General features: G+C 69.1%; 16 protein-coding genes. 9 read left to right on the top strand and 7 right to left on the bottom strand.

The window, feature by feature from the left end:
* Positions 1–35 precede the first annotated feature (35 nt).
* Positions 36–1298 carry an MFS transporter gene (locus tag AC07FV_RS21050; protein WP_479088882.1) on the top strand — a complete coding sequence of 421 codons (1263 nt, stop codon included), beginning with the start codon at positions 36–38 and terminating at the stop codon, positions 1296–1298.
* A 123-nt stretch (positions 1299–1421) separates the two neighbouring features.
* Positions 1422–1928, top strand: a complete 507-nt coding sequence (locus tag AC07FV_RS21045; RefSeq protein WP_479088881.1) for an LppU/SCO3897 family protein — start codon at positions 1422–1424, stop codon at positions 1926–1928.
* 103 nt (positions 1929–2031) lie between these two features.
* On the opposite strand, the gene AC07FV_RS21040 is transcribed toward AC07FV_RS21045, so the two are convergent.
* Entirely contained in the window at positions 2032–3477 is a 1446-nt protein-coding gene (locus tag AC07FV_RS21040) for a CCA tRNA nucleotidyltransferase (protein WP_479088880.1), read from the bottom strand.
* A gap of 224 nt (positions 3478–3701) precedes the next feature.
* Between AC07FV_RS21040 and AC07FV_RS21035 the strand changes: the two genes are divergently transcribed.
* The 7 genes from AC07FV_RS21035 (at position 3702) to trxA (ending at position 13610) form a co-directional block, all read left to right on the top strand.
* Positions 3702–6134: a DUF6049 family protein gene (locus AC07FV_RS21035; RefSeq protein ID WP_479088879.1), complete on the top strand. Its 2433-nt coding sequence runs from the start codon at positions 3702–3704 to the stop codon at positions 6132–6134.
* A gap of 44 nt (positions 6135–6178) precedes the next feature.
* On the top strand, positions 6179–8602 hold the full coding sequence (murJ, locus tag AC07FV_RS21030) for a murein biosynthesis integral membrane protein MurJ (RefSeq protein WP_479088878.1): 2424 nt from the start codon (positions 6179–6181) through the stop codon (positions 8600–8602).
* A 139-nt stretch (positions 8603–8741) separates the two neighbouring features.
* Positions 8742–10433, top strand: coding sequence for a serine/threonine protein kinase (locus AC07FV_RS21025; protein ID WP_479088877.1), 1692 nt, complete (start codon positions 8742–8744; stop codon positions 10431–10433).
* Between the two features lie 29 nt (positions 10434–10462).
* Positions 10463–11185: an RNA polymerase sigma factor SigM gene (gene sigM, locus AC07FV_RS21020; RefSeq protein WP_479088876.1), complete on the top strand. Its 723-nt coding sequence runs from the start codon at positions 10463–10465 to the stop codon at positions 11183–11185.
* A 17-nt stretch (positions 11186–11202) separates the two neighbouring features.
* Positions 11203–12090: an anti-sigma factor family protein gene (locus tag AC07FV_RS21015; RefSeq protein ID WP_479088946.1), complete on the top strand. Its 888-nt coding sequence runs from the start codon at positions 11203–11205 to the stop codon at positions 12088–12090.
* Between the two features lie 173 nt (positions 12091–12263).
* Complete coding sequence (gene trxB / locus AC07FV_RS21010) at positions 12264–13232, top strand: thioredoxin-disulfide reductase (protein WP_356602640.1); 969 nt, start codon at positions 12264–12266, stop codon at positions 13230–13232.
* A gap of 45 nt (positions 13233–13277) precedes the next feature.
* On the top strand, positions 13278–13610 hold the full coding sequence (gene trxA, locus AC07FV_RS21005; protein WP_122616554.1) for a thioredoxin: 333 nt from the start codon (positions 13278–13280) through the stop codon (positions 13608–13610).
* Between the two features lie 83 nt (positions 13611–13693).
* Here trxA and AC07FV_RS21000 read toward each other — a convergent pair whose 3' ends face one another.
* From AC07FV_RS21000 to yidC, 6 genes are all read right to left on the bottom strand, one after another.
* On the bottom strand, positions 13694–14311 hold the full coding sequence (locus tag AC07FV_RS21000) for a GNAT family N-acetyltransferase (RefSeq protein ID WP_479088875.1): 618 nt from the start codon (positions 14309–14311) through the stop codon (positions 13694–13696).
* A gap of 333 nt (positions 14312–14644) precedes the next feature.
* A complete protein-coding gene (locus tag AC07FV_RS20995) occupies positions 14645–15742 on the bottom strand; it encodes a ParB/RepB/Spo0J family partition protein (RefSeq protein ID WP_479088874.1) in 1098 nt (365 codons plus the stop codon).
* The gene (locus AC07FV_RS20990; RefSeq protein ID WP_162492156.1) at positions 15739–16812 is read right to left on the bottom strand and encodes a ParA family protein; all 1074 of its coding nucleotides are present in this window, start codon (positions 16810–16812) and stop codon (positions 15739–15741) included. The genes AC07FV_RS20995 and AC07FV_RS20990 overlap by 4 nt, the downstream gene beginning before the upstream one ends.
* Positions 16813–17122: 310 nt before the next feature.
* Positions 17123–17842, bottom strand: coding sequence for a 16S rRNA (guanine(527)-N(7))-methyltransferase RsmG (rsmG, locus tag AC07FV_RS20985; protein ID WP_361015972.1), 720 nt, complete (start codon positions 17840–17842; stop codon positions 17123–17125).
* Between the two features lie 124 nt (positions 17843–17966).
* Positions 17967–18479 carry a Jag family protein gene (locus tag AC07FV_RS20980; protein ID WP_479088873.1) on the bottom strand — a complete coding sequence of 171 codons (513 nt, stop codon included), beginning with the start codon at positions 18477–18479 and terminating at the stop codon, positions 17967–17969.
* Between the two features lie 15 nt (positions 18480–18494).
* A complete protein-coding gene (yidC, locus tag AC07FV_RS20975) occupies positions 18495–19781 on the bottom strand; it encodes a membrane protein insertase YidC (protein ID WP_384689567.1) in 1287 nt (428 codons plus the stop codon).
* Between the last annotated feature and the right edge of the window lie 2 nt (positions 19782–19783).

Raw genomic sequence — 19783 nt, 5'->3', positions numbered from 1 at the left:
CCCGGGGACCTTTCCCGTATGTGAGGCTGTGCACCATGGCCGTCGTCCGTGACCTGCGCGTCCTGCTGCGCCTGAAGGGCTTCCGGCGCCTGCTCGCCGTGCGCCTGCTCTCCCAGGGAGCCGACGGCGTCTACCAGGTCGCGCTCGCCACCTACGTCGTCTTCTCCCCGGAGAAACAGACCTCGGCCGCCGCGATCGCCTCCGCGATGGCGGTCCTGCTTCTGCCGTACTCCCTGGTGGGCCCCTTCGCCGGCGTCCTGCTGGACCGCTGGCGCCGCCGCCAGGTCTTCCTGTACGGCAACCTGCTGCGTGCCGTGCTGGCGGCGATGACGGCCCTGCTGATGATCCTCTCCGTCCCCGACTGGCTCTTCTACGTCTCCGCCCTCTGCGTCACGGCCGTCAACCGCTTCGTCCTCGCGGGTCTGTCCGCGGCGCTGCCGCGCGTGGTCGACGCGGAGCGCCTGGTCGTCGCCAACTCGCTCTCCCCGACCGCCGGCACCCTCGCCGCGACGGCCGGGGGCGGCCTCGCCTTCGTCGTACGCCTCGTGGTCGCGGACTCCGACGCCGCCGTGGTGCTGCTCGGGTCCGCCCTGTACCTGTGCGGGGCGCTGGCGTCACTGCGCATCGCCGTGGAACTGCTGGGGCCGGACCCCGAGCGCGTGCCCCCACGCCTGGCCTCGGCCCTGGCCGGTACCGCGCGCGACCTGGTGGCCGGCGTACGCCATCTCGCCGCACCCGCTCGCCGGGAGGCGGCCTGGTCGCTCGCGGGCATGACCCTGATGCGGTTCTGCTACGGCGCCCTGCTGGTCATGCTGCTCATGCTGTGCCGGTACGCGCTGTCCTCGACCACGGACGAGGGGCTGGCCCTGCTGGGACTGGCGCTGGGCGTCTCCGGAGCGGGCTTCTTCGCGGCCGCGGTGATCACTCCGTGGGCGGCGGGACGGCTGGGGCCGGGCCGCTGGATGGCCGTGTGCGCGGGAGCTGCCACGGTACTGGTACCGGCTCTCGGCCTGCCGTTCGCCACCGCGCCGCTGCTCGTCGCGGCGTTCGTCCTGGGCCTGACGACCCAGGGAGCGAAGATCGCGACCGACACGGTCGTGCAGTCCTCGGTCGAGGACGCGTTCCGTGGCCGGATCTTCTCGGTCTACGACGTGCTGTTCAACGTCGCTTTCGTCGGTGCCGCCGGCGTGGCCGCCTTGATACTGCCGCCGGACGGCCGATCCGTATCGCTGGTCGTGACAGTCACCGCGGTCTACGGAGCGGTTGCGGCGGCTATGGGCTGGTTTGAACGCCAGTAAGTGTCACATCAATGCCACGAAGCTTCGCTGGGCTACGGGGATGTCGGTGCGGACCGATAACTTACGTGGGTCTTATTCGCGTCATGTTCGCGACACGCACCTATGTTCCAGGGGGACCCCCAAGTGACCACTCCGCCGTCCCAGGGCAATCCGTTCGCGCAAGGCCAGCCGCAGGCCGCGCAGCAGCCGCAGGGCCAGAACCCCTACGCCCAGGGCCAGCCGGGCTTCCCCCAGCAGGCGGGCCAGCCCGGCTTCCCGCCGCAGGGTGCGCCGTTCGCCCCCGTCCCGCCGCAGCCGGCCCGTCGCAAGCCGAGCTTCAAGACGATCAAGAACATCGTCATCGCCGTCATCGTCGTGTGCGTGGCGGTCGGTGGCTACATCGCCAGCCGGGACGACGCCGACCAGGCCGGCGTGGGCGACTGCCTGAAGTCCGCCTCGTCCTCCTCGGACCGCATGGAGGTCGTGGACTGCACGGCCACGGACGCCGAGGCGAAGGTCCTCAAGAAGATCAAGGGGCACTACTCCCAGATCACCGCCGAGTCCGCCTGCCGACCGGTCGAAGGCGCTACGGGCTTCTACGCGGAGACGGGCGACGGCGAAGAGTTCCTGCTCTGCCTCGGTGACGTCTGATCCGGACCGGCAAAACCGAAGGGGCGGTGTTTCACGTGAAACACCGCCCATTCGTCTGCTCACCGTCGTGGTCATGTTTCACGTGAAACATGACCACGACCGTTCACGCCTCCTGCTGGGCCCACCACTCCTTGAGCGCTGCGACAGCGGCCTCGCGCTCCATCGGCCCGTTCTCCAGGCGAAGCTCCAACAGGTGCTTGTAGGCCTGGCCGACAGCCGGTCCGGGACGGACTCCGAGGATCTCCATGATCTCGTTACCGTCCAGGTCGGGACGGATCGCGTCCAGCTCCTCCTGCTGCTGAAGCTGAGCGATCCGCTCCTCCAGCCCGTCATACGCACGCGAGAGGGCCGTGGCCTTGCGCTTGTTCCGGGTGGTGCAGTCGGAACGGGTCAGCTTGTGCAAACGGTCGAGCAGCGGACCGGCGTCCCGGACATACCGGCGGACCGCGGAGTCGGTCCACTCCCCTGTGCCATAACCGTGGAAGCGCAGATGAAGCTCGACCAGGCGTGAGACGTCCTTCACCAGGTCGTTGGAGTACTTGAGCGCGATCATGCGCTTCTTCGTCATCTTGGCCCCGACCACCTCGTGGTGGTGGAACGAGACCCGCCCGTCCTCCTCGAAGCGCCGGGTACGGGGCTTACCGATGTCGTGCAACAGGGCAGCCAGGCGGAGGGTCAGATCGGGCCCGTCACTCTCCAGGGCCATCGCCTGCTCCAGCACGATCAGCGTGTGGTCGTAGACGTCCTTGTGCCGGTGGTGTTCGTCGCGCTCCAGGCGCAGGGCCGGCAGCTCGGGCAGGATGCGCTCGGCGAGTCCGGTGTCCACCAGCAGGGAGAGTCCCTTGCGCGGGTGCGCGGAGAGGACGAGCTTGTTCAGTTCGTCACGGACCCGCTCGGCCGAGACGATGTCGATACGCCCGGCCATGTCCTTCATGGCCTGTACGACCTCCGGTGCCACCTCGAAGTCGAGCTGCGCGGCGAAGCGCGCGGCGCGCATCATGCGGAGCGGGTCGTCGGAGAAGGACTCCTCGGGAGTGCCCGGAGTGCGCAGCACCCGGGCCGCGAGGTCGTCCAGCCCACCGTGCGGATCGATGAACCGGCCCTCCGGCAACGCCACCGCCATGGCGTTCACGGTGAAGTCCCGCCGGACCAGGTCCTCCTCGATCGAGTCACCGTAGGACACCTCCGGCTTGCGCGAGGTGCGGTCGTACGCCTCCGAGCGGTAGGTGGTCACCTCGATCTGGTAGCCGTCCTTCTGCGCCCCGACCGTCCCGAAGGCGATCCCGACGTCCCAGACGGCGTCCGCCCACGGACGCAGGATCTTCAGGACGTCCTGGGGGCGGGCATCGGTCGTGAAGTCCAGGTCGTTGCCGAGCCGGCCCAGCAACGCGTCCCGGACCGAGCCGCCGACCAGGGCGAGGGAGAACCCGGCCTCCTGGAAACGGCGGGCGAGGTCGTCGGCGACTGGGGCGACCCGCAGCGGTTCCCTCACCGCTCGGTGCTGCTCCTGGCTCAGGGCGCTGGGGGTGACTTCCTTGGCGTTCGGCACAACAGAAAAGGGTACGTGGCCCGGGAGGACACCGGCGCCCCGATTGATCCCGCCCGAAACCCCTCGATACCCGCCCCTCCCGTTATAGGCGCACATACGGGACAGCCACTGTCGGTGGCGGATCTTGTGGCGTACACCGCGGCACTTCCCCTCGCCGCGCATCGTTACCATGCGTGGACGCACATTCCGACGACCACTGACGACGACGAGGGACGGGCGAGCGCGTGGCCGAGGCGGCAGACTTCCAGGGGACCAGTCCCTCACCTGCCCGCCGGTGGCTCAGGCGCACCACGGCGCTGCTCGCCGGTGCGCCCCTGCTGACCGGCCTGGTCCAGTTGCCGACGGCCGGCCCGGCGCACGCCGAGGGGCAGTCCTCCGCCAAGGCCGCCGCCGAGGCGGGCTCGGTGGCCGTGGCGGTCGACTCGCTCACCCCTTCGGCGCCCACGGACGGGGACACCGTGACCGTGTCGGGCACCGTGATCAACAACGGCAAGCAGACCGTCACCGACGCCCACGTCGGCCTGCGCCTGGGGGCCGAGGTCAACACCCGCTCGGCCGTCGACAGGATCGCCAAGGAGAGCACCGATCTCCAGGGCGCCATCGCCCCGGAGATCGACGACAAGTACACGGAGAAGTTCGACAAGCTCACCCCCGGTGTCGCCGAGCACTTCAACATCTCCGTGCCGGTCGACGACCTCGAACTGGGCGACGACGGTGTCTACGACTTCGCCGTGTCCCTCTCGGGCGAGACCTCCGCGCAGCCGTGGGAGCAGATCCTCGGAATCCAGCGGACCTTCCTGCCCTGGCAGCCCGACCAGGCCGGCACCAAGACGAAGACGACGGCCCTGTGGCCGCTGATCTCCACCACGCACATGGCGGCCGAGACGGGGCCGAACGAGGAGCAGACACCGGTCTTCCTCAACGACGACCTGGCCAAGGAGATCTCCCCGGGCGGCCGGCTGAACCAGATGCTGACCCTGGGCAAGGATCTCGATGTCACCTGGGTGGTCGACCCGGACCTGCTGGCCTCCCTCGACGCGATGACCGGCAGCTACCGCGTCCGGGACGGCGAGAACACCGTCGCCGGAACCCATCAGGACGTCGCCAAGCAGTGGCTCGCCGACTTGCAGGACGCAGTGGCCGACAAGGAGGTCATCGCCCTCCCCTTCGCCGACCCGGACCTGGCGTCCCTGGCCCACAACGGCACGAACGTCACGGGGTCGCTGAGCCAGCTGAAGAGCGCCACGGACGTCATTGAGGACACGGTCGGGCCAATCCTCCATGTGAAGCCGAGCACCGACTTCGCCTGGCCCGTGGACGGCGCCGTCGACCGGTCGATCGTCAAGGTCGCCACCTCCGCGGGCGCCGACAAGGTGATCGCCCGCAGTGACAGCCTCCAGGAGACCAACGACCTGCCGTACACGCCGTCCGCGGCCCGTCCCATCGGCGGCGGTACGACGGCCGTCGTCGCGGACGCCCGCATGTCCAAGGCGTTCGAGGGAGATCTGACGAAGGCGTCCGACTCCACGCTCGCCGTGCAGCGCTTCCTCGCCCAGAGCCTCGCGCTGGGCCTCCAGACCGACGACCAGCGCAGCGTCGTCATCGCGCCGCAGCGCACGCCCTCCGGCAGCCAGGCCCGAGCGATGGCCGAGGCGCTGCGGACGCTGCAGGACGGCACCTGGTCCGAGTCCCAGGACATGGCGGCGGCCGCCGCGGCCAAGCCGGACCCGGACGCCACCACGACGGTGCCGGGAACCTCCTCCTATCCCTCGGCGCTGCGCAAGAAGGAACTGCCCCGGTCGGCGTTCGTGCAGATCGCGCGCACGCAGGACACCCTCGACAACTTCAAGGTCGTCCTGTCCAACCCCTCCCGGGTGGTGACCCCCTTCGGGCGCGCCCTGAACCGCGAGATGTCCGCGTCCTGGCGCGGCCGGGCCGCCGAGGCCGAGTCGTTCCGCGGCAGGGTCAAGGAGTACCTCGACGGACTGACCGACCGCGTCAGGCTCATCGACAAGTCGGAGACGAAGCTCTCCGGCCGCAGCGCCACGATCCCCGTGACCGTGCAGAACAACCTGGTGCAGGACGTCGGCCCCCTGGTCCTGCGACTGACCTCTACGAACCCGACACGGCTCGAGATCGACGGCGCCGACCACGAGGAGCAGCCGATCTCTGTCTCCGGTGGCCACAGCCAGTCGGTGAAGTTCACCACGTCGGCCAATGCCAACGGCCGTGCGACGGTGATCGCCCAGCTCTACACGATGGACGGGCGCAAGTACGGCGAGCCCGTCACCTTCGACGTGAAGGTCACCGAGATCACGGCGACCGTGATGCTCGTCATCGGCGGCGGTGTCCTGCTGCTCGTCCTCGCCGGTTTCCGCATGTACACACAGCGCAAGCGGGCCGCTGCCCGCGAGGAGGACAGGGCGGACCCGGACGCCGCGGCGAGCGCCGAGGGCCACGGCGAGTCCGAGGGGCCCGAGGAGGCGACGGAGTCCGAGGACGACCGGGAGAACCGGGAGGGCTCCGACGAGCGTCTCAAGGACGCGTCCGAGGCACACCCCCGGGCAGGCGACCCGGGGCAGCCGAGTGACCCGACACCGGACACCGCAGCGGAAAGCGCCGACCCGTCCGGCACGGGTGAGAGAGTGGACCGTTGAGGATGTCGTGGCCGGTCGGCCCGGGACGATGAGGTGGGGTAACCATGAACGCGCCGTACGACGGTGACCGCGGTCAGACCGTGGACGGCCCGGGTCACTCCGAGGGTCCGCCGCCCGACCCCGGCCGGACGCCGCAGCCGCCCGCGGACATGTACCTCCAGGACGCCTACGACCAGGACCCCTACCGGGCGCAGGACCTCTCCGCCCAGGACCCGGTCTCCGAGGCGCTCTACGACCGCGCCGCGCACCCGCCGCCCCCGCCGGGCGCGTACCCGCCGCAGCAGCCGCTGTACTCCCAGCCGTCCCAGTCGCCCTACGCACCCGACCCGCGCGTCTGGGCCCAGACGCCGGCCCCGGAACCGGAGGGCCCGACGCAGTACCTGCCCTACGGCGACGACCCGCGGACCACCCAGTTCGTCGGAGTCGACGACCTGGTCACCCAGGCCGGGGAGCAGCGCCACGAGCCGGACGCCTTCGCGCACCTCTTCCGCGACCAGCAGCAGGGCGGCGGCCACCCCTCCTACGACGACCACGCGTCCGTACCCGCGCCTGCCCCGGCACCGGGGCAGTACGGCGGAACACCCGGACCCGGGCAGTACGGCGGAGCACCGGAGCAGGGCCAGTACGGCGGGCACCAGGGACCCGACCCGTACGCAAACGCTCCGGCCCCGGGCCCGTACGGCGGTCCCGCGCCGGCCCAGGGCCACTACGGCGGTCCCGCGCCGGCACCCGGGCAGCACGCGGCGCCGGGCCAGTACGCCGTGGCCCCCGCGCCCGAAGCCGCCGAGGCCCCCCTCCAGGACCCCGAGCCCACCCCCGCGGCCGCGCCCAAGAAGGGCGGGCGAGCGGGAGGCCTGCTGAAGTCGAGCGCCGTGATGGCCGCGGGCACGATGGTGTCGCGGCTCACCGGGTTCATCCGGTCGGCAATGATCGTCTCGGCTCTGGGGCTGGCTCTGCTGGGCGAGTCGTTCCAGATCGCCTACCAGCTGCCCACGATGATCTACATCCTGACCGTCGGTGGCGGCCTCAACTCGGTGTTCGTCCCGCAGCTTGTCCGCGCCATGAAAGAAGACAAGGACGGCGGCGAGGCCTACGCCAACCGGCTTCTGACCCTGGTCATGGTCGCGCTCGGTCTCCTCACCGTGCTCGGCATGCTGGCTGCCCCCTTGCTGGTGCGCGCGCTCTCCAACCCCGTCGCGACGAACCCCGCGGCCAACGAGACGGCCATCACCTTCTCCCGGTACTTCCTGCCGTCCATCTTCTTCATGGGCGTCCACGTGGTGATGGGGCAGATCCTGAACGCCCGTGGCCGCTTCGGCGCGATGATGTGGACCCCGGTCCTGAACAACATCGTCATCATCGTCACGCTCGGCATGTTCCTGTGGGTCTACGGCACCGCTGCCAACTCCGGGATGACGGTCGAGAGCATCCCGCCGGAGGGAGAACGGCTTCTCGGGGTAGGCATTCTCCTCGGTCTCGTGGTCCAGGCCCTGGCAATGATCCCCTACCTACGAGAAACCGGTTTCCGGCTGCGGCTGCGGTTCGACTGGAAGGGGCACGGCCTCGGCAAGGCCGCGATGCTCGCCAAATGGACGATCCTGTTCGTGCTGGCCAACCAAGCAGGCGCCCTCGTCGTCATCCAACTCGCCACGGCGTCGGTCACGGACTCGGACATCCCCGGCACCGGATACAGCGCCTACGCCAATGCCCAGCTCATCTGGGGCCTCCCGCAAGCCATCATCACCGTCTCCCTGATGGCCGCTCTGCTACCTCGCATCTCCCGCTCGGCAGCCGAGGAGGACGGCGGCGCCGTCAGGGACGACATCTCCCAAGGGCTGCGCACGACGGCCGTCGCCATCGTGCCGGTCTCCTTCGGCTTCGTCGCGCTCGGCATCCCCATGTGCACGCTGATCTTCGGATCCTCGGGCACGGACGCTGCCACCAACATGGGCTTCATGCTGATGGCCTTCGGCCTCGGTCTCATCCCGTACTCGGTGCAGTACGTCGTCCTGCGCGCCTTCTACGCCTACGAGGACACCCGGACGCCCTTCTACAACACGGTCATCGTGGCCGTGGTCAACGCCGCGGCATCGGCCCTGTGTTACTTCCTGCTGCCCGCCCGCTGGGCCGTCGTCGGTATGGCCGCCTCCTACGGTCTCGCCTACGTGATCGGTGTCGGCATCGCCTGGCGCAGGCTGCGCAAGCGGCTCGGCGGGGACCTGGACGGCGCTCGGGTACTGCGCACCTACGCCCGCCTGTGCATCGCGTCCGTTCCGGCGGCCCTGCTCAGCGGCGCGGCCTGCTACGCGATCAGCAAGTCGCTCGGCCAGGGTGCCGTGGGCTCACTGGCCGCGCTGCTGGCCGGCGGGCTGCTCCTGTTCGGCGTCTTCTTCGTCGCCGCCCGCCGCATGCGCATCGAGGAAGTCAACTCGCTGGTCGGTATGGTGCGCGGACGCCTGGGACGCTGAGGCCCGGGGTAGGCGCACAACCATCGTCCGCCGCCGTGTGTCGTGCATAGCGGCGGACTGTGGGCACAATTGGGTTCGGCGTCGGACTGCGCGCATCGGAGTCGGTCGGCGCGCATCGAATGGGGAGGCAGGAACGACGGTGGCGGAACGGAGCACAGCTGCCGTCGACGTGGCAGACAACAGTGGTGACGAGCCGCTGACCGCGGAGACGGACCAGTCCACGGCCGACGGGGTGGCCAACAACCGGGAGCGGGACACGGACAGCGACGAGGCACAGGGGAGTCCGACGAGCGAGGATTCGGGCAAGCCCTCGCCTCCCGAACTGCACAGCGGGCACAAGCTCGCCAGACGCTACCGCCTCGAGGAATGCGTCACCCGTCTGGACGGCTTCAGCAGTTGGCGGGCCGTTGACGAGAAGCTCCGCCGCGCGGTCGGCGTCCACATCCTTCCGTCGGACCACGTGCGCGCCCGCTCCGTACTGGCGGCGGCACGCTCCTCCGCCCTGCTCGGCGACCCCCGCTTCGTCCAGGTGCTCGACGCCGTCGAGGACAACGACCTGGTCTACGTCGTGCACGAATGGCTCCCCGACGCCACCGAACTGACCGCGCTCCTCGCCTCCGGACCACTGGAGGTGTACGACGCCTACCAGATGGTCAGTCAGGTCGCGTCCGCCATGGCGGCCGCCCACCGCGAGGGCCTCGCCCACCTGCGCCTGAGTCCGACCGCGGTGCTGCGGACGTCGACGGGGCAGTGGCGGATCCGCGGCCTCGCCGTCAACGCCGCCCTGCGCGGCATCAGTTCCGATTCCCCCCAGCGGACCGACACCGAGGCCATCGGCGCCCTGCTGTACGCCACGCTCACCCAGCGCTGGCCGTACGAGAGCGACGCCCACGGCCTGGCCGGTCTGCCCAAGGACATCGGCCTGATCCCGCCGGACCAGGTGCGCGCGGGTGTCCACCGCGGCCTGTCCGAGCTCGCCATGCGGGCACTCGCCAACGACGGCGCCACCGCCTCCCGGCACGAGTCCCCGTGCACCACGCCGGAGGAACTGGTGAAGGCGATCAGCGAGATGCCCCGCATCCGGCCGCCGGAGCCGACCTACACCGCCCCGCCCACGTACCAGCGCACGGCCTACCAGCAGGGCGCCTACGGCCGTCCGGCACCGCATCCCGGTGTGACCCAGGCAGTGCCCTCGCCTCCGCCCCCTCTGCAGAGCCGTACCGGCAGGGCACTGAAGTGGAGCGTCTCCGCCCTGCTCATCGCCGCGCTCGGTCTCGGCAGCTGGCAGCTCGCGGACGCGCTCATGGAGCGGGGCGGCAAAGCCGACGACCAGAACCAGACGCAGACGGTGGACGGGGACGACGACAAGGGGCAGAAGAAGCCGGTGAGCCGGCCGATTGCGATCGCGGGTGGGCACGACTTCGATCCGTTCGGCCGCGACGGTTCCGAATACCCGGAGGACGTCAGCAAGGCCTACGACGGCGACCCCGCCACCTACTGGCAGACGAGCCACTACGCGAGTGCCGACTTCGGACGGTTGAAGCAGGGCGTGGGCATCGTGATCGACCTGGGCAAGGTCCGGCAGGTCGGCAAGGTGGCGGTGTCGTTCGGTGGCGACACGTCGGTGGAACTCCGCGCCGGGGGCGACACGGAGTCGGAACCGCAGTCCTTCGACGGCTACACGAAGGTGGCCAACGGCTCCGGCACGACCGTGGAACTCCAGCCGGGCGGGACACTCAAGTCCCGCTACCTCCTGGTCTGGCTGACCGAGCTGCCACTGACGAACGGGCAGTTCCGCGGCCAGGTCACCGATATCAAGGTGACCAGCTGAGGTCGTCTGCCGACAGGGGAGAGGGTCCGATGGCGGAAGGCGCCGAGTACGCCGGGGTGAGCGATCAGGACCTGCTCTCCCGCCACGTCGAAGGTGACCCCGAGGCCTTCGGTGAGCTCGTCCGGCGGCACCGTGACCGTCTCTGGGCGGTGGCCCTGCGGACTCTGGGAGACCGCGAGGAGGCCGCTGACGCCGTCCAGGACGCCCTGGTCTCCGCCTACCGGGCCGCCCACACCTTCCGCGGCCAGGCCGCCGTCACCACCTGGCTGCACCGGATCACGGTGAACGCCTGCCTGGACCGTGCCCGCAAGGCCGCTTCCCGGAAGACCGCCCCCGTCGACGACACCGAGCGCCTGGAGCAGCTCCTGGAGCCGCACGAGTCGGCCGCGGCACCCGCCGAGCGCAACGACCTGCACCGTCAGCTTCTGGAAGCCCTGGGCACCCTGCCGGCCGATCAGCGGGCGGCCCTCGTCCTGGTGGACATGCAGGGCTATCCCGTCGCCGAGGCGGCCCGGATCCTCGACGTGGCGACCGGCACGATCAAGAGCCGGTGCGCCCGTGGCCGGGCGAAGCTCCTGCCGCTGCTCACCCACCTGCGTCCGGACGGCGGCGAGACCAAGAAGACGACCGCGGAACGGAACCGGACGCAGGGGACATCCGTCCCACCCGCAGCGGGACCCGGCCGTGCGGGATCCCCGGGCACGGATCAGAGTGATGCGGCAGCAGTGAAGGGCGGAGGTGGACGAGCGTGACGTCGTCGACGACAGACATGGCCGGGCACCCGGACGTCGCGGAGATCTCCGATCTCGCCGAGGGTCTCCTCCCGCCCTCGCGGACCACGGATCTACGACGGCACCTGGAGACCTGCCAGCTCTGCGCGGACGTCTACGCCTCACTGGAGGAGATCCAGGGGATGCTCGGGACGCTTCCGGGGCCGTCACGGATGCCCGACGACGTGGCCGGCCGCATCGACGCCGCCCTCGCGGCCGAGGCACTGCTGAGCGCCGCGGCGCCCGACCTCCCGGAGAGTGCGGCTTCCGCCCCGCCGCCAGGGCACGCCGACCGTGGCGACGACAGCGCTCGTGTTTCACGTGAAACATCGGCATCAGGAAGCCGACCCGCCGGGCATGCCCGTCCCTCCGCGACCGGTCCCGGCCGCAAGCAACGCCGGAGCGGCGGACGGCGCAGGATCGCCCTTCTCGGGGCGGTGGCCGCCGCTGCCGCCATCGGGCTCGGTTCCGTGATCGTCTCTTCGATGACCGGGGAGAACCCGTCCGACAACACCGCCCTCGCGGACACCTTCTCCGAGGGAGAGCTGAAGGCAGAGGTCACCGGCCTGATCGCGGACCAGCCGGACGCCCAGAGCGGGCCGCGCACGCCGCGCAGCTTCGGAATGGAGTCCGAGACCGGTACCGGCAACCGCGTGTTCAAACAGCCGGCGGTCCCCGAGTGCATACAGAAGGGCATCGGCCGCGACGACCCGGCGCTCGCCACCAAGGAAGGCGTCTACAAGGGCAAGGAAGCCCTTCTCGTGGTGCTGCCCGACGCCGCCAACGACAGCAGGGTCACCGCCTACATCGTTGAGTCCAGCTGTGTGGATCAGCCGGCCGTCAGCAAGGCCCAGGTCCTGCTCACCCACTCCTACGCGCGTTCTTGAACGTCTCGCTAGGCCTCGGCAGCGGTTCCCTTCCTCCCTGCCCAGGCCCTCGGCTCCGTGTGCCCGGACACAGCGGGAATGCGCGCCCCGTAGGATCCGTTGGGTGGGATGAGAGCTCCGAGAGAAGCTCCGCCCGGCCCTGAAGACGCAGTCCAGAGACGAGGAATGAAGCCGTGAGCGACGTCCGAAACGTGATCATCATCGGCTCCGGGCCCGCCGGCTACACGGCGGCGCTCTACACCGCGCGCGCGTCGCTGAAGCCGCTGGTGTTCGAGGGCGCCGTCACTGCGGGCGGTGCGCTGATGAACACCACCGAGGTGGAGAACTTCCCGGGCTTCCAGGACGGCATCATGGGCCCCGAGCTCATGGACAACATGCGTGCGCAGGCGGAGCGCTTCGGCGCCGAGCTGATCCCCGACGATGTCGTGGCCGTCGACCTGACCGGTGAGATCAAGACCGTCACCGACACCGCGGGCACGGTCCACCAGGCCAAGGCCGTCATCGTCACCACCGGCTCCCAGCACCGCAAGCTGGGCCTGCCGAACGAGGACGCCCTGTCCGGTCGCGGCGTCTCCTGGTGCGCGACCTGTGACGGGTTCTTCTTCAAGGACCAGGACATCGCCGTCATCGGTGGCGGTGACACCGCGATGGAAGAGGCCACGTTCCTCTCCCGCTTCGCGAAGTCGGTGACGATCGTCCACCGCCGTGACACTCTGCGTGCCTCCAAGGCCATGCAGGAGCGTGCCTTCGCCGACCCCAAGATCAAGTTCGTCTGGGACAGCGAGGTGGCCGAGGTCCAGGGCGACCAGAAGCTGGCCAGTCTGAAGCTGCGCAACGTCAAGACCGGCGAGCTCTCGGATCTGGCGGTGACCGGCCTGTTCATCGCGATCGGCCATGACCCGCGCACCGAGCTCTTCAAGGGCCAGCTCGAACTGGACCCGGAGGGCTACCTCAAGGTCGAAGCCCCGTCGACCCGTACCAACCTGACCGGTGTCTTCGGCGCCGGTGACGTGGTCGACCACACCTACCGCCAGGCGATCACCGCCGCCGGCACCGGCTGCTCCGCCGCCCTCGACGCCGAGCGCTTCCTCGCCGCCCTCAGCGACGAGGACAAGGCCGAGCCCGAGAAGACCGCCGTCTGACCCCCGTCCTCTTCCCGCACGCACCAACCAGTTAAGGAGCCCGCCGTGGCCGGCACCCTGAAGCACGTGACCGACGATTCCTTCGAGCAGGACGTCCTCAAGAGCGACAAGCCCGTCCTGGTGGACTTCTGGGCCGCCTGGTGCGGGCCGTGCCGCCAGATCGCGCCGTCCCTCGAGGCGATCGCCGCCGAGTACGGCGACAAGATCGAGATCGTCAAGCTGAACATCGACGAGAATCCGGGTACGGCCGCCAAGTACGGCGTCATGTCCATCCCGACCCTGAACGTGTACCAGGGTGGCGAGGTCGCCAAGACCATCGTCGGTGCGAAGCCGAAGGCCGCGATCGTCCGCGACCTCGAGGACTTCATCGCCGACTGACGTTTCACGTGAAACACGGAGGGGCCGACCCAGGCGGGTCGGCCCCTCCGCTGTGCGGTCACGGTCTCGGCATCGCTCGTCCGTTACAGCGGCCTCAGCACCGGTTCCTTCTGTACGGCTCCCAGGAGGCGGTCCAAGGCCATCTCCACGTCTTCCTTCCACGACAGCGTGGACCGGAGATCCAGCCGCAACCGGGGATGGCCCGGGTGGGGCCGAACCGTCTTGAAGCCCACTGCCAGTAGATGGTCGGCCGGCAGGAGGCACGCGGGCTCCTTCCACCGAGCGTCTCCGAACGCCTCGATCGCCTTGAAGCCCCGCCGCAGCAGATCCTTGGCCACCGTCTGCACCAGGACCCGGCCCAATCCCTGCCCCTGGTACCCCGGCATCACGAACGCCGTGATCAGCTGCACCGCGTCAGGTGAGACAGGGCTCGTGGGAAAGGCCGTCGACCGCGGCACGTACGCCGGAGGAGCGTAGAGAACGTAGCCCACCGGCGCCTCGTCCACGTAGACCACTCGGCCGCATGATCCCCAGTCCAGCAGGACGGCGGAGATCCAGGACTCCTTTTCCAGGGCCGACGTGCCCGTCTTCAGCGCGGCTTCGCCGCTGACGGGGTCCAGTTCCCAGAAGACACACGAGCGACAGCGCTGGGGAAGATCCTGAAGGTTGTCCAGCGTGAGCGGTACGAGCCGGCGCCCCATGAAGGCTGTTCCTCGCTTCCTTCGCCCGCAGCAGCGCGGGCGGCTGTCAGAGCGCTCCGTTCCCTGAGCAGGCTGCCGAAGAACCCACCCACCGCGGCAAGCCCCAAGCCCGCGCCCACCAGTCCGGTGCGGCTCATCGTTCGCATGTCCCCTGCCTTCGTCTCAGAGGTACCGCCAGGTGATTGCGCCATCCCGATCGCATCGTATCCACGATGCGATGACCCCGACACCGACGCAAAGCAAAGGGCGGACCGTGTTTCCGGTGCACACGCACCGGAAACGATCCGCCCTCTGTCGGCAGGGGCACCACTGGGGGCTCCACCTACCCGAGCCTCAGGAGTCGAGATCCTCGGCTTCGCCTTCCAGCAGCCCCTTCTGGAGCACGGGACCCTCACCAGGAGCGAGGCTTCCCAGGATCCGCTCCAGGTCCTCCATCGAGGCGAACTCGACGGTGATCTTGCCCTTCTTCTGCCCCAGGTCGACCTTCACCCGTGTCTCGAAACGGTCCGAGAGCCGTGTCGCCAGGTCGGAGAGCGCCGGGGACACGAGGGAGCCGGCCCGGGGACCCTTCGCTCGTTGCGGCTTCTGCGGCCGGGAACCCATCAGGGTGACGATCTCCTCGACCGCCCGCACCGACAGCCCTTCGGCCACGATGCGATGTGCCAGCCGCTCCTGCTCCTCCGAGTCCTCGACAGAGAGCAGCGCCCGCGCGTGGCCGGCGGACAGCACCCCGGCAGCCACCCGGTTCTGAACCTTCGGCGACAGCTTCAGCAACCGCAGTGTGTTGGAGACCTGCGGGCGAGAGCGGCCGATGCGGTCGGCCAGCTGATCATGGGTGCAGTTGAAGTCCTTGAGCAGCTGGTCGTAGGCCGCGGCCTCTTCCAGCGGGTTCAGCTGGGCCCGGTGCAGGTTCTCCAGGAGCGCATCCAGGAGGAGCTTCTCGTCCTCCGTGGCGCGCACGATCGCCGGGATCGCCTCCAGTCCCGCCTCACGGCAGGCCCGCCAGCGACGCTCACCCATGATGAGCTCGTAGCGCTCCGGCCCCACCGGCCGAACGACGACCGGCTGGAGAAGACCGACTTCCTTGATGGACGTGACCAGCTCGGCCAATGCATCGCTGTCGAAGACCACACGGGGCTGAAGCGGGTTCGGCGTGATGGCGTCCAGCGGGATCTCAGCGAAGTGAGCCCCCGGAGGGGAGGCAGGGGCGTCCACTGTGCCCCATACCGACGGCTCCTCCGTTTCACGTGAAACCGGCGGCAACGTGGCCACCTTTGCCGCAGCCACCCCACGCTCACTCGGCAGCAGGGGCGCCGACGGGGATACGGAAGCCGCATTCCCCAGCGCCGCCGATGCCACCGACTTCTCCGTCGGAGCGTTGGGGATCAGTGCGCCCAGACCACGGCCCAACCCCCTCCGTCGCTCACTCACTGGATCCCCTCCACCATGCTCGGGTCGTTCTGTGCACCGATGTGAGCGTGCGTCGCTTCATAGCTGACGCCCACACCCTTCAAGGCGATCTCGCGTGCCGCCTCCAGATAGGAGAGAGCACCACTCGATCCTGGATCGTAGGTCAGCACCGTCTGTCCGTAGCTCGGGGCCTCGGAGATACGGACGGAGCGGGGGATGCTCGTCCTCAGCACCTCTTCACCGAAGTGGCTGCGCACCTCGTCGGCCACCTGGGACGCGAGCCGCGTCCGGCCGTCGTACATGGTGAGCAGGATCGTAGAGACATGCAGGGTGGGGTTGAGATGGCCCCGGACGAGGTCGACGTTGCGCAGCAGCTGCCCCAGCCCTTCCAGTGCGTAGTACTCGCACTGGATCGGGATCAGGACCTCCTGGCCGGCGACGAGTGCGTTGACCGTCAGCAGGCCCAGGGAGGGCGGGCAGTCGATGAGGATGTAGTCCAGCGGCTGCTCGTACGCCTGGATCGCCCGCTGGAGACGGCTCTCTCGTGCCACCAACGACACCAGCTCGATCTCCGCACCGGCGAGATCAATCGTGGCGGGGGCGCAGAAGAGACCTTCGACGTCGGGAACCGGCTGGACCACCTCGGAGAGGGGCCTGCTCTCGACGAGGACGTCATAGATGGAGGGGACGTCCGCATGGTGGTCGATACCCAGCGCGGTGGAGGCGTTTCCCTGCGGGTCGAGGTCGACGACCAGGACTCTGGCGCCGTGCAGGGCGAGCGACGCGGCAAGGTTGACGGTCGTCGTCGTCTTGCCCACACCGCCCTTCTGGTTGGCGACCACCATGACCCTGGTCTGCTCCGGGCGCGGCAGGCCCTCGCCGGCGCGACCCAGAGCCTCCACCGCCAGTTGGGCAGCGCGACCGATCGGAGTGTCGTCCATCGGAGGCGGTGTTTCACGTGAAACATCCGCCCCCATCGACTCGGTACGGGGACCGGGGACCGGATCGGTCATCGGTCCCGCGATATTGGCGTCGGACCGCAAGGATTCACTCTCCTCGACTTCAGGCTCGCAATGAACAGAGCCTCCCATGTCTTCGGGGTCATGAACCAGTGAGGCCTGGTCTTCTGTGGAGAAATCCACCTCTGTGGACAACTCCGTCCCCTCTCCGAGCGACCCGAGAGGCTTACGGTCGCGGGGATCGGCCGCGGCGCGGCCGCGACTGATGATGCCGTGCAGCAGTGAGCGACGTTTCACGTGAAACACGATGCACAGCGGCTGAGGCCGAACAGTCGCGACACTCCGGCATGGCGGTGTCGGGCAGGCTGTGTGGAGTAGAGGCAGCCGTCGAGGCGTATCCACGCCTCCCTGCTCTTGATCGCAACCTGGGGGGCTCCTAGGCTCAGCCGCGCCGCCGCCGCGCGCGTCCCGTCCGGGCCGCCTTGGCCCGCTTGGCGGCAAACCGCACGCCCCCGGGGCTCTCCCCGACCTCGACCCGCACCACGGTGGACATGGGGTCCACGACGCCTTCTCCCACATGCAGGATGGACGTCTCCACGGCACCCAGCTTGGTCAGCGCCGCGGCCGAGGCCTTCAGCTCCTCCTCGGCCGTGTCGCCCTTGAGGGCGAGCATCTCGCCGTACGGGCGCAGCAGCGGGATTCCCCAGGTGGCGAGGCGGTCGAGCGGAGCAACGGCCCGAGCCGTCACCACGTGCACCGGCTGCAACTTACCCATGACCTCCTCGGCCCGGCCGCGCACGACGGTGACATGGTCCAGGCCCAGCAGCTCCACGACCTCCGTCAGGAAGTTCGTGCGCCGCAGCAGGGGCTCCAGGAGGGTGATCTTCAGGTCGTCCCGCACGAGCGCCAGCGGAATGCCCGGCAGGCCCGCACCCGAGCCGACGTCACACACCGTGACGCCCTCGGGTACCACCTCCGAGAGCACCGCGCAGTTCAGCAGATGCCGCTCCCACAGGCGGGGAACCTCACGAGGGCCGATCAGGCCTCGCTTCACCCCCGCTTCGGCGAGCAGCTCCGCGTAGCGGACCGCGTCCGCGTAGCGATCGCCGAACACGTCGTGTGCTTTGTCGGGCGCAGGGGGGAGCTCCGCTGCCTCCGTCACGGGGACCGTCCTTCCGTACGACACCGGCGCGCCAGTCGCCGCTACCGGAACCACCAGAACTATCAGGCTGACAAAATTCGGCCCCGCCTGCGCAACAGACGGGGCCGGAGAACGTGAGGACCGATCAGGCGGGAAGCACGACGACGAAGCGCTCCGGCTCCTCGCCCTCGGACTCGCTGCGCAGCCCCGCGGCCTTGACCGCGTCGTGCACGACCTTGCGCTCGAAGGGTGTCATGGGCTTCATGCGCACGGACTCGCCGCTGCTCCTGACCTCGGCCGCGGCCTTGGCTCCCAGCTCGGACAGCTCGGCGCGCTTCGTGGCCCGGTGGCTCGCGATGTCGAGCATCAGACGGCTGCGGTCGCCGGTCTCCCGGTGCACGGCCAGACGCGTGAGCTCCTGCAGGGCCTCCAGCACCTCGCCGTCCCGGCCGACGAGCTTCAGCAGGTCACGGCTGTTCGAGTCGCTGATGATCGAGACGGACGCACGGTCGGCCTCGACGTCCATGTCGATGTCGCCGTCGAGGTCGGCGATGTCGAGCAGACCCTCCAGGTAGTCCGCAGCGATCTCGCCCTCCTGCTCGAGGCGCGTCAGGGTGTCTGCGCCCTCGGCAGCGGCGGAGGTGGTGCCTTCCGTCACGGGATGGACTCCTTCTTACTTCTTCGACGGGGACTTGGGCCGCTGCGGGCCCTTGCGCTGTCCGGACTGGGCCTTGCTGCGGCCACCGCCACCGGACTTCTGAGCCGGCTTCTTGGCGGCACCGGCGGGATTGGTGTCCTGCTTGCCGTCCTGCGGCTCGTCCGACTTGGTCAGCGAGGTCTTGGGCTCGGCTTCGCCGGCCGCCTTCGTGGACTGGCGCTGGGACTTGCTCTGCCGCTTGGGCTGCTGGCGCTTCGGCGTGGCGGCGGTGCCCACGGTCGCGCCGTCCTCGGTCTGGGCGGCGACGGCGGTGTCGCTCTTCACGACGGTGCCGTCGGTCTGGGCCGCCAGGCCCGCCTTGTTCAGCCCGTTGATGAACTTGCGCTCGAACTCGTTGCGGTCCCGGCCCTTGGCGACGATGGCCTTCACGATCGCCCGTTCACCACGCCCGCGCGTCTTGCCGTTCTGGGTGACGCTCTTGTGCAGGCGCTCCAGGTAGGCGGCCTGGGCCTTGGAGCCCGGCGTCGGGTTGTTGCGGATGACGTACATCTGCTGGCCCATGGTCCACACGTTGGTGGTCAGCCAGTAGACGAGGACACCGACGGGGAAGTTGATGCCGAAGACGGCGAACATGACCGGGAAGACGTACATCAGCATCTTCTGCTGCTGCATGAACGGCGTCTTCACGGTGGTGTCGACGTTCTTGGTCATCAGCTGGCGCTGCGTGAAGAACTGCGACGCGGACATCAGCACGATCATGATCGCGGTGACGACACGGACGTCCGTCAGCGAGGACCCGAGGGCTTCCACCTTGGAGGAGCCGTCGGTGAACTTCGCGGCCAGCGGCGCGCCGAAGATGTGGGCCTTCTGGGCGCTCTCCAGCAGGCGTTCGTTGATCACACCGATGGTGTCGTTCGACGCGATGCTGTTGAGCACGTGGTACAGGGCGAAGAAGAACGGCGACTGCGCCAGGATGGGAAGGCACGAGGAGAGCGGGTTGGTACCCGTCTCCTTGTACAGCTTCATCATCTCTTCGGACTGGCGCTGCTTGTCGTTCTTGTAGCGCTCCTGGATCTTCTTCATCTCCGGCTGGAGCGTCTGCATACCGCGCGTCGCCTTGATCTGCTTCACGAAGAGCGGGATCAGGCAGATACGGATGAGAATCACCAGGGACACGATGGACAGGCCCCAGGCCCATCCCGTGTCAGGGCCGAAGATGGCGCCGTACACGCTGTGGAACTGGACGATGACCCAGGAGACAGGTGTCGTGATGAAGCTGAAGAGGCTGGCAATCGTGTCCACTA

The sequence above is a fragment of the Streptomyces sp. NPDC045956 genome (assembly GCF_056430705.1).
This window is presented reverse-complemented; position numbering and strand designations above follow the sequence as displayed.

What these genes read in the sequence shown, in the direction of transcription:
- AC07FV_RS21000 (WP_479088875.1), bottom strand. Translation starts at nt 14,311, where the DNA reads ATGGGGCGCCGGCTCGTACCGCTCACGCTGGACAACCTTCAGGATCTT.
- AC07FV_RS21050 (WP_479088882.1), top strand. Translation starts at nt 36, where the DNA reads ATGGCCGTCGTCCGTGACCTGCGCGTCCTGCTGCGCCTGAAGGGCTTC.
- AC07FV_RS21015 (WP_479088946.1), top strand. Translation starts at nt 11,203, where the DNA reads ATGGCCGGGCACCCGGACGTCGCGGAGATCTCCGATCTCGCCGAGGGT.
- sigM (WP_479088876.1), top strand. Translation starts at nt 10,463, where the DNA reads ATGGCGGAAGGCGCCGAGTACGCCGGGGTGAGCGATCAGGACCTGCTC.
- murJ (WP_479088878.1), top strand. Translation starts at nt 6,179, where the DNA reads ATGAACGCGCCGTACGACGGTGACCGCGGTCAGACCGTGGACGGCCCG.
- AC07FV_RS20990 (WP_162492156.1), bottom strand. Translation starts at nt 16,812, where the DNA reads ATGGGAGGCTCTGTTCATTGCGAGCCTGAAGTCGAGGAGAGTGAATCC.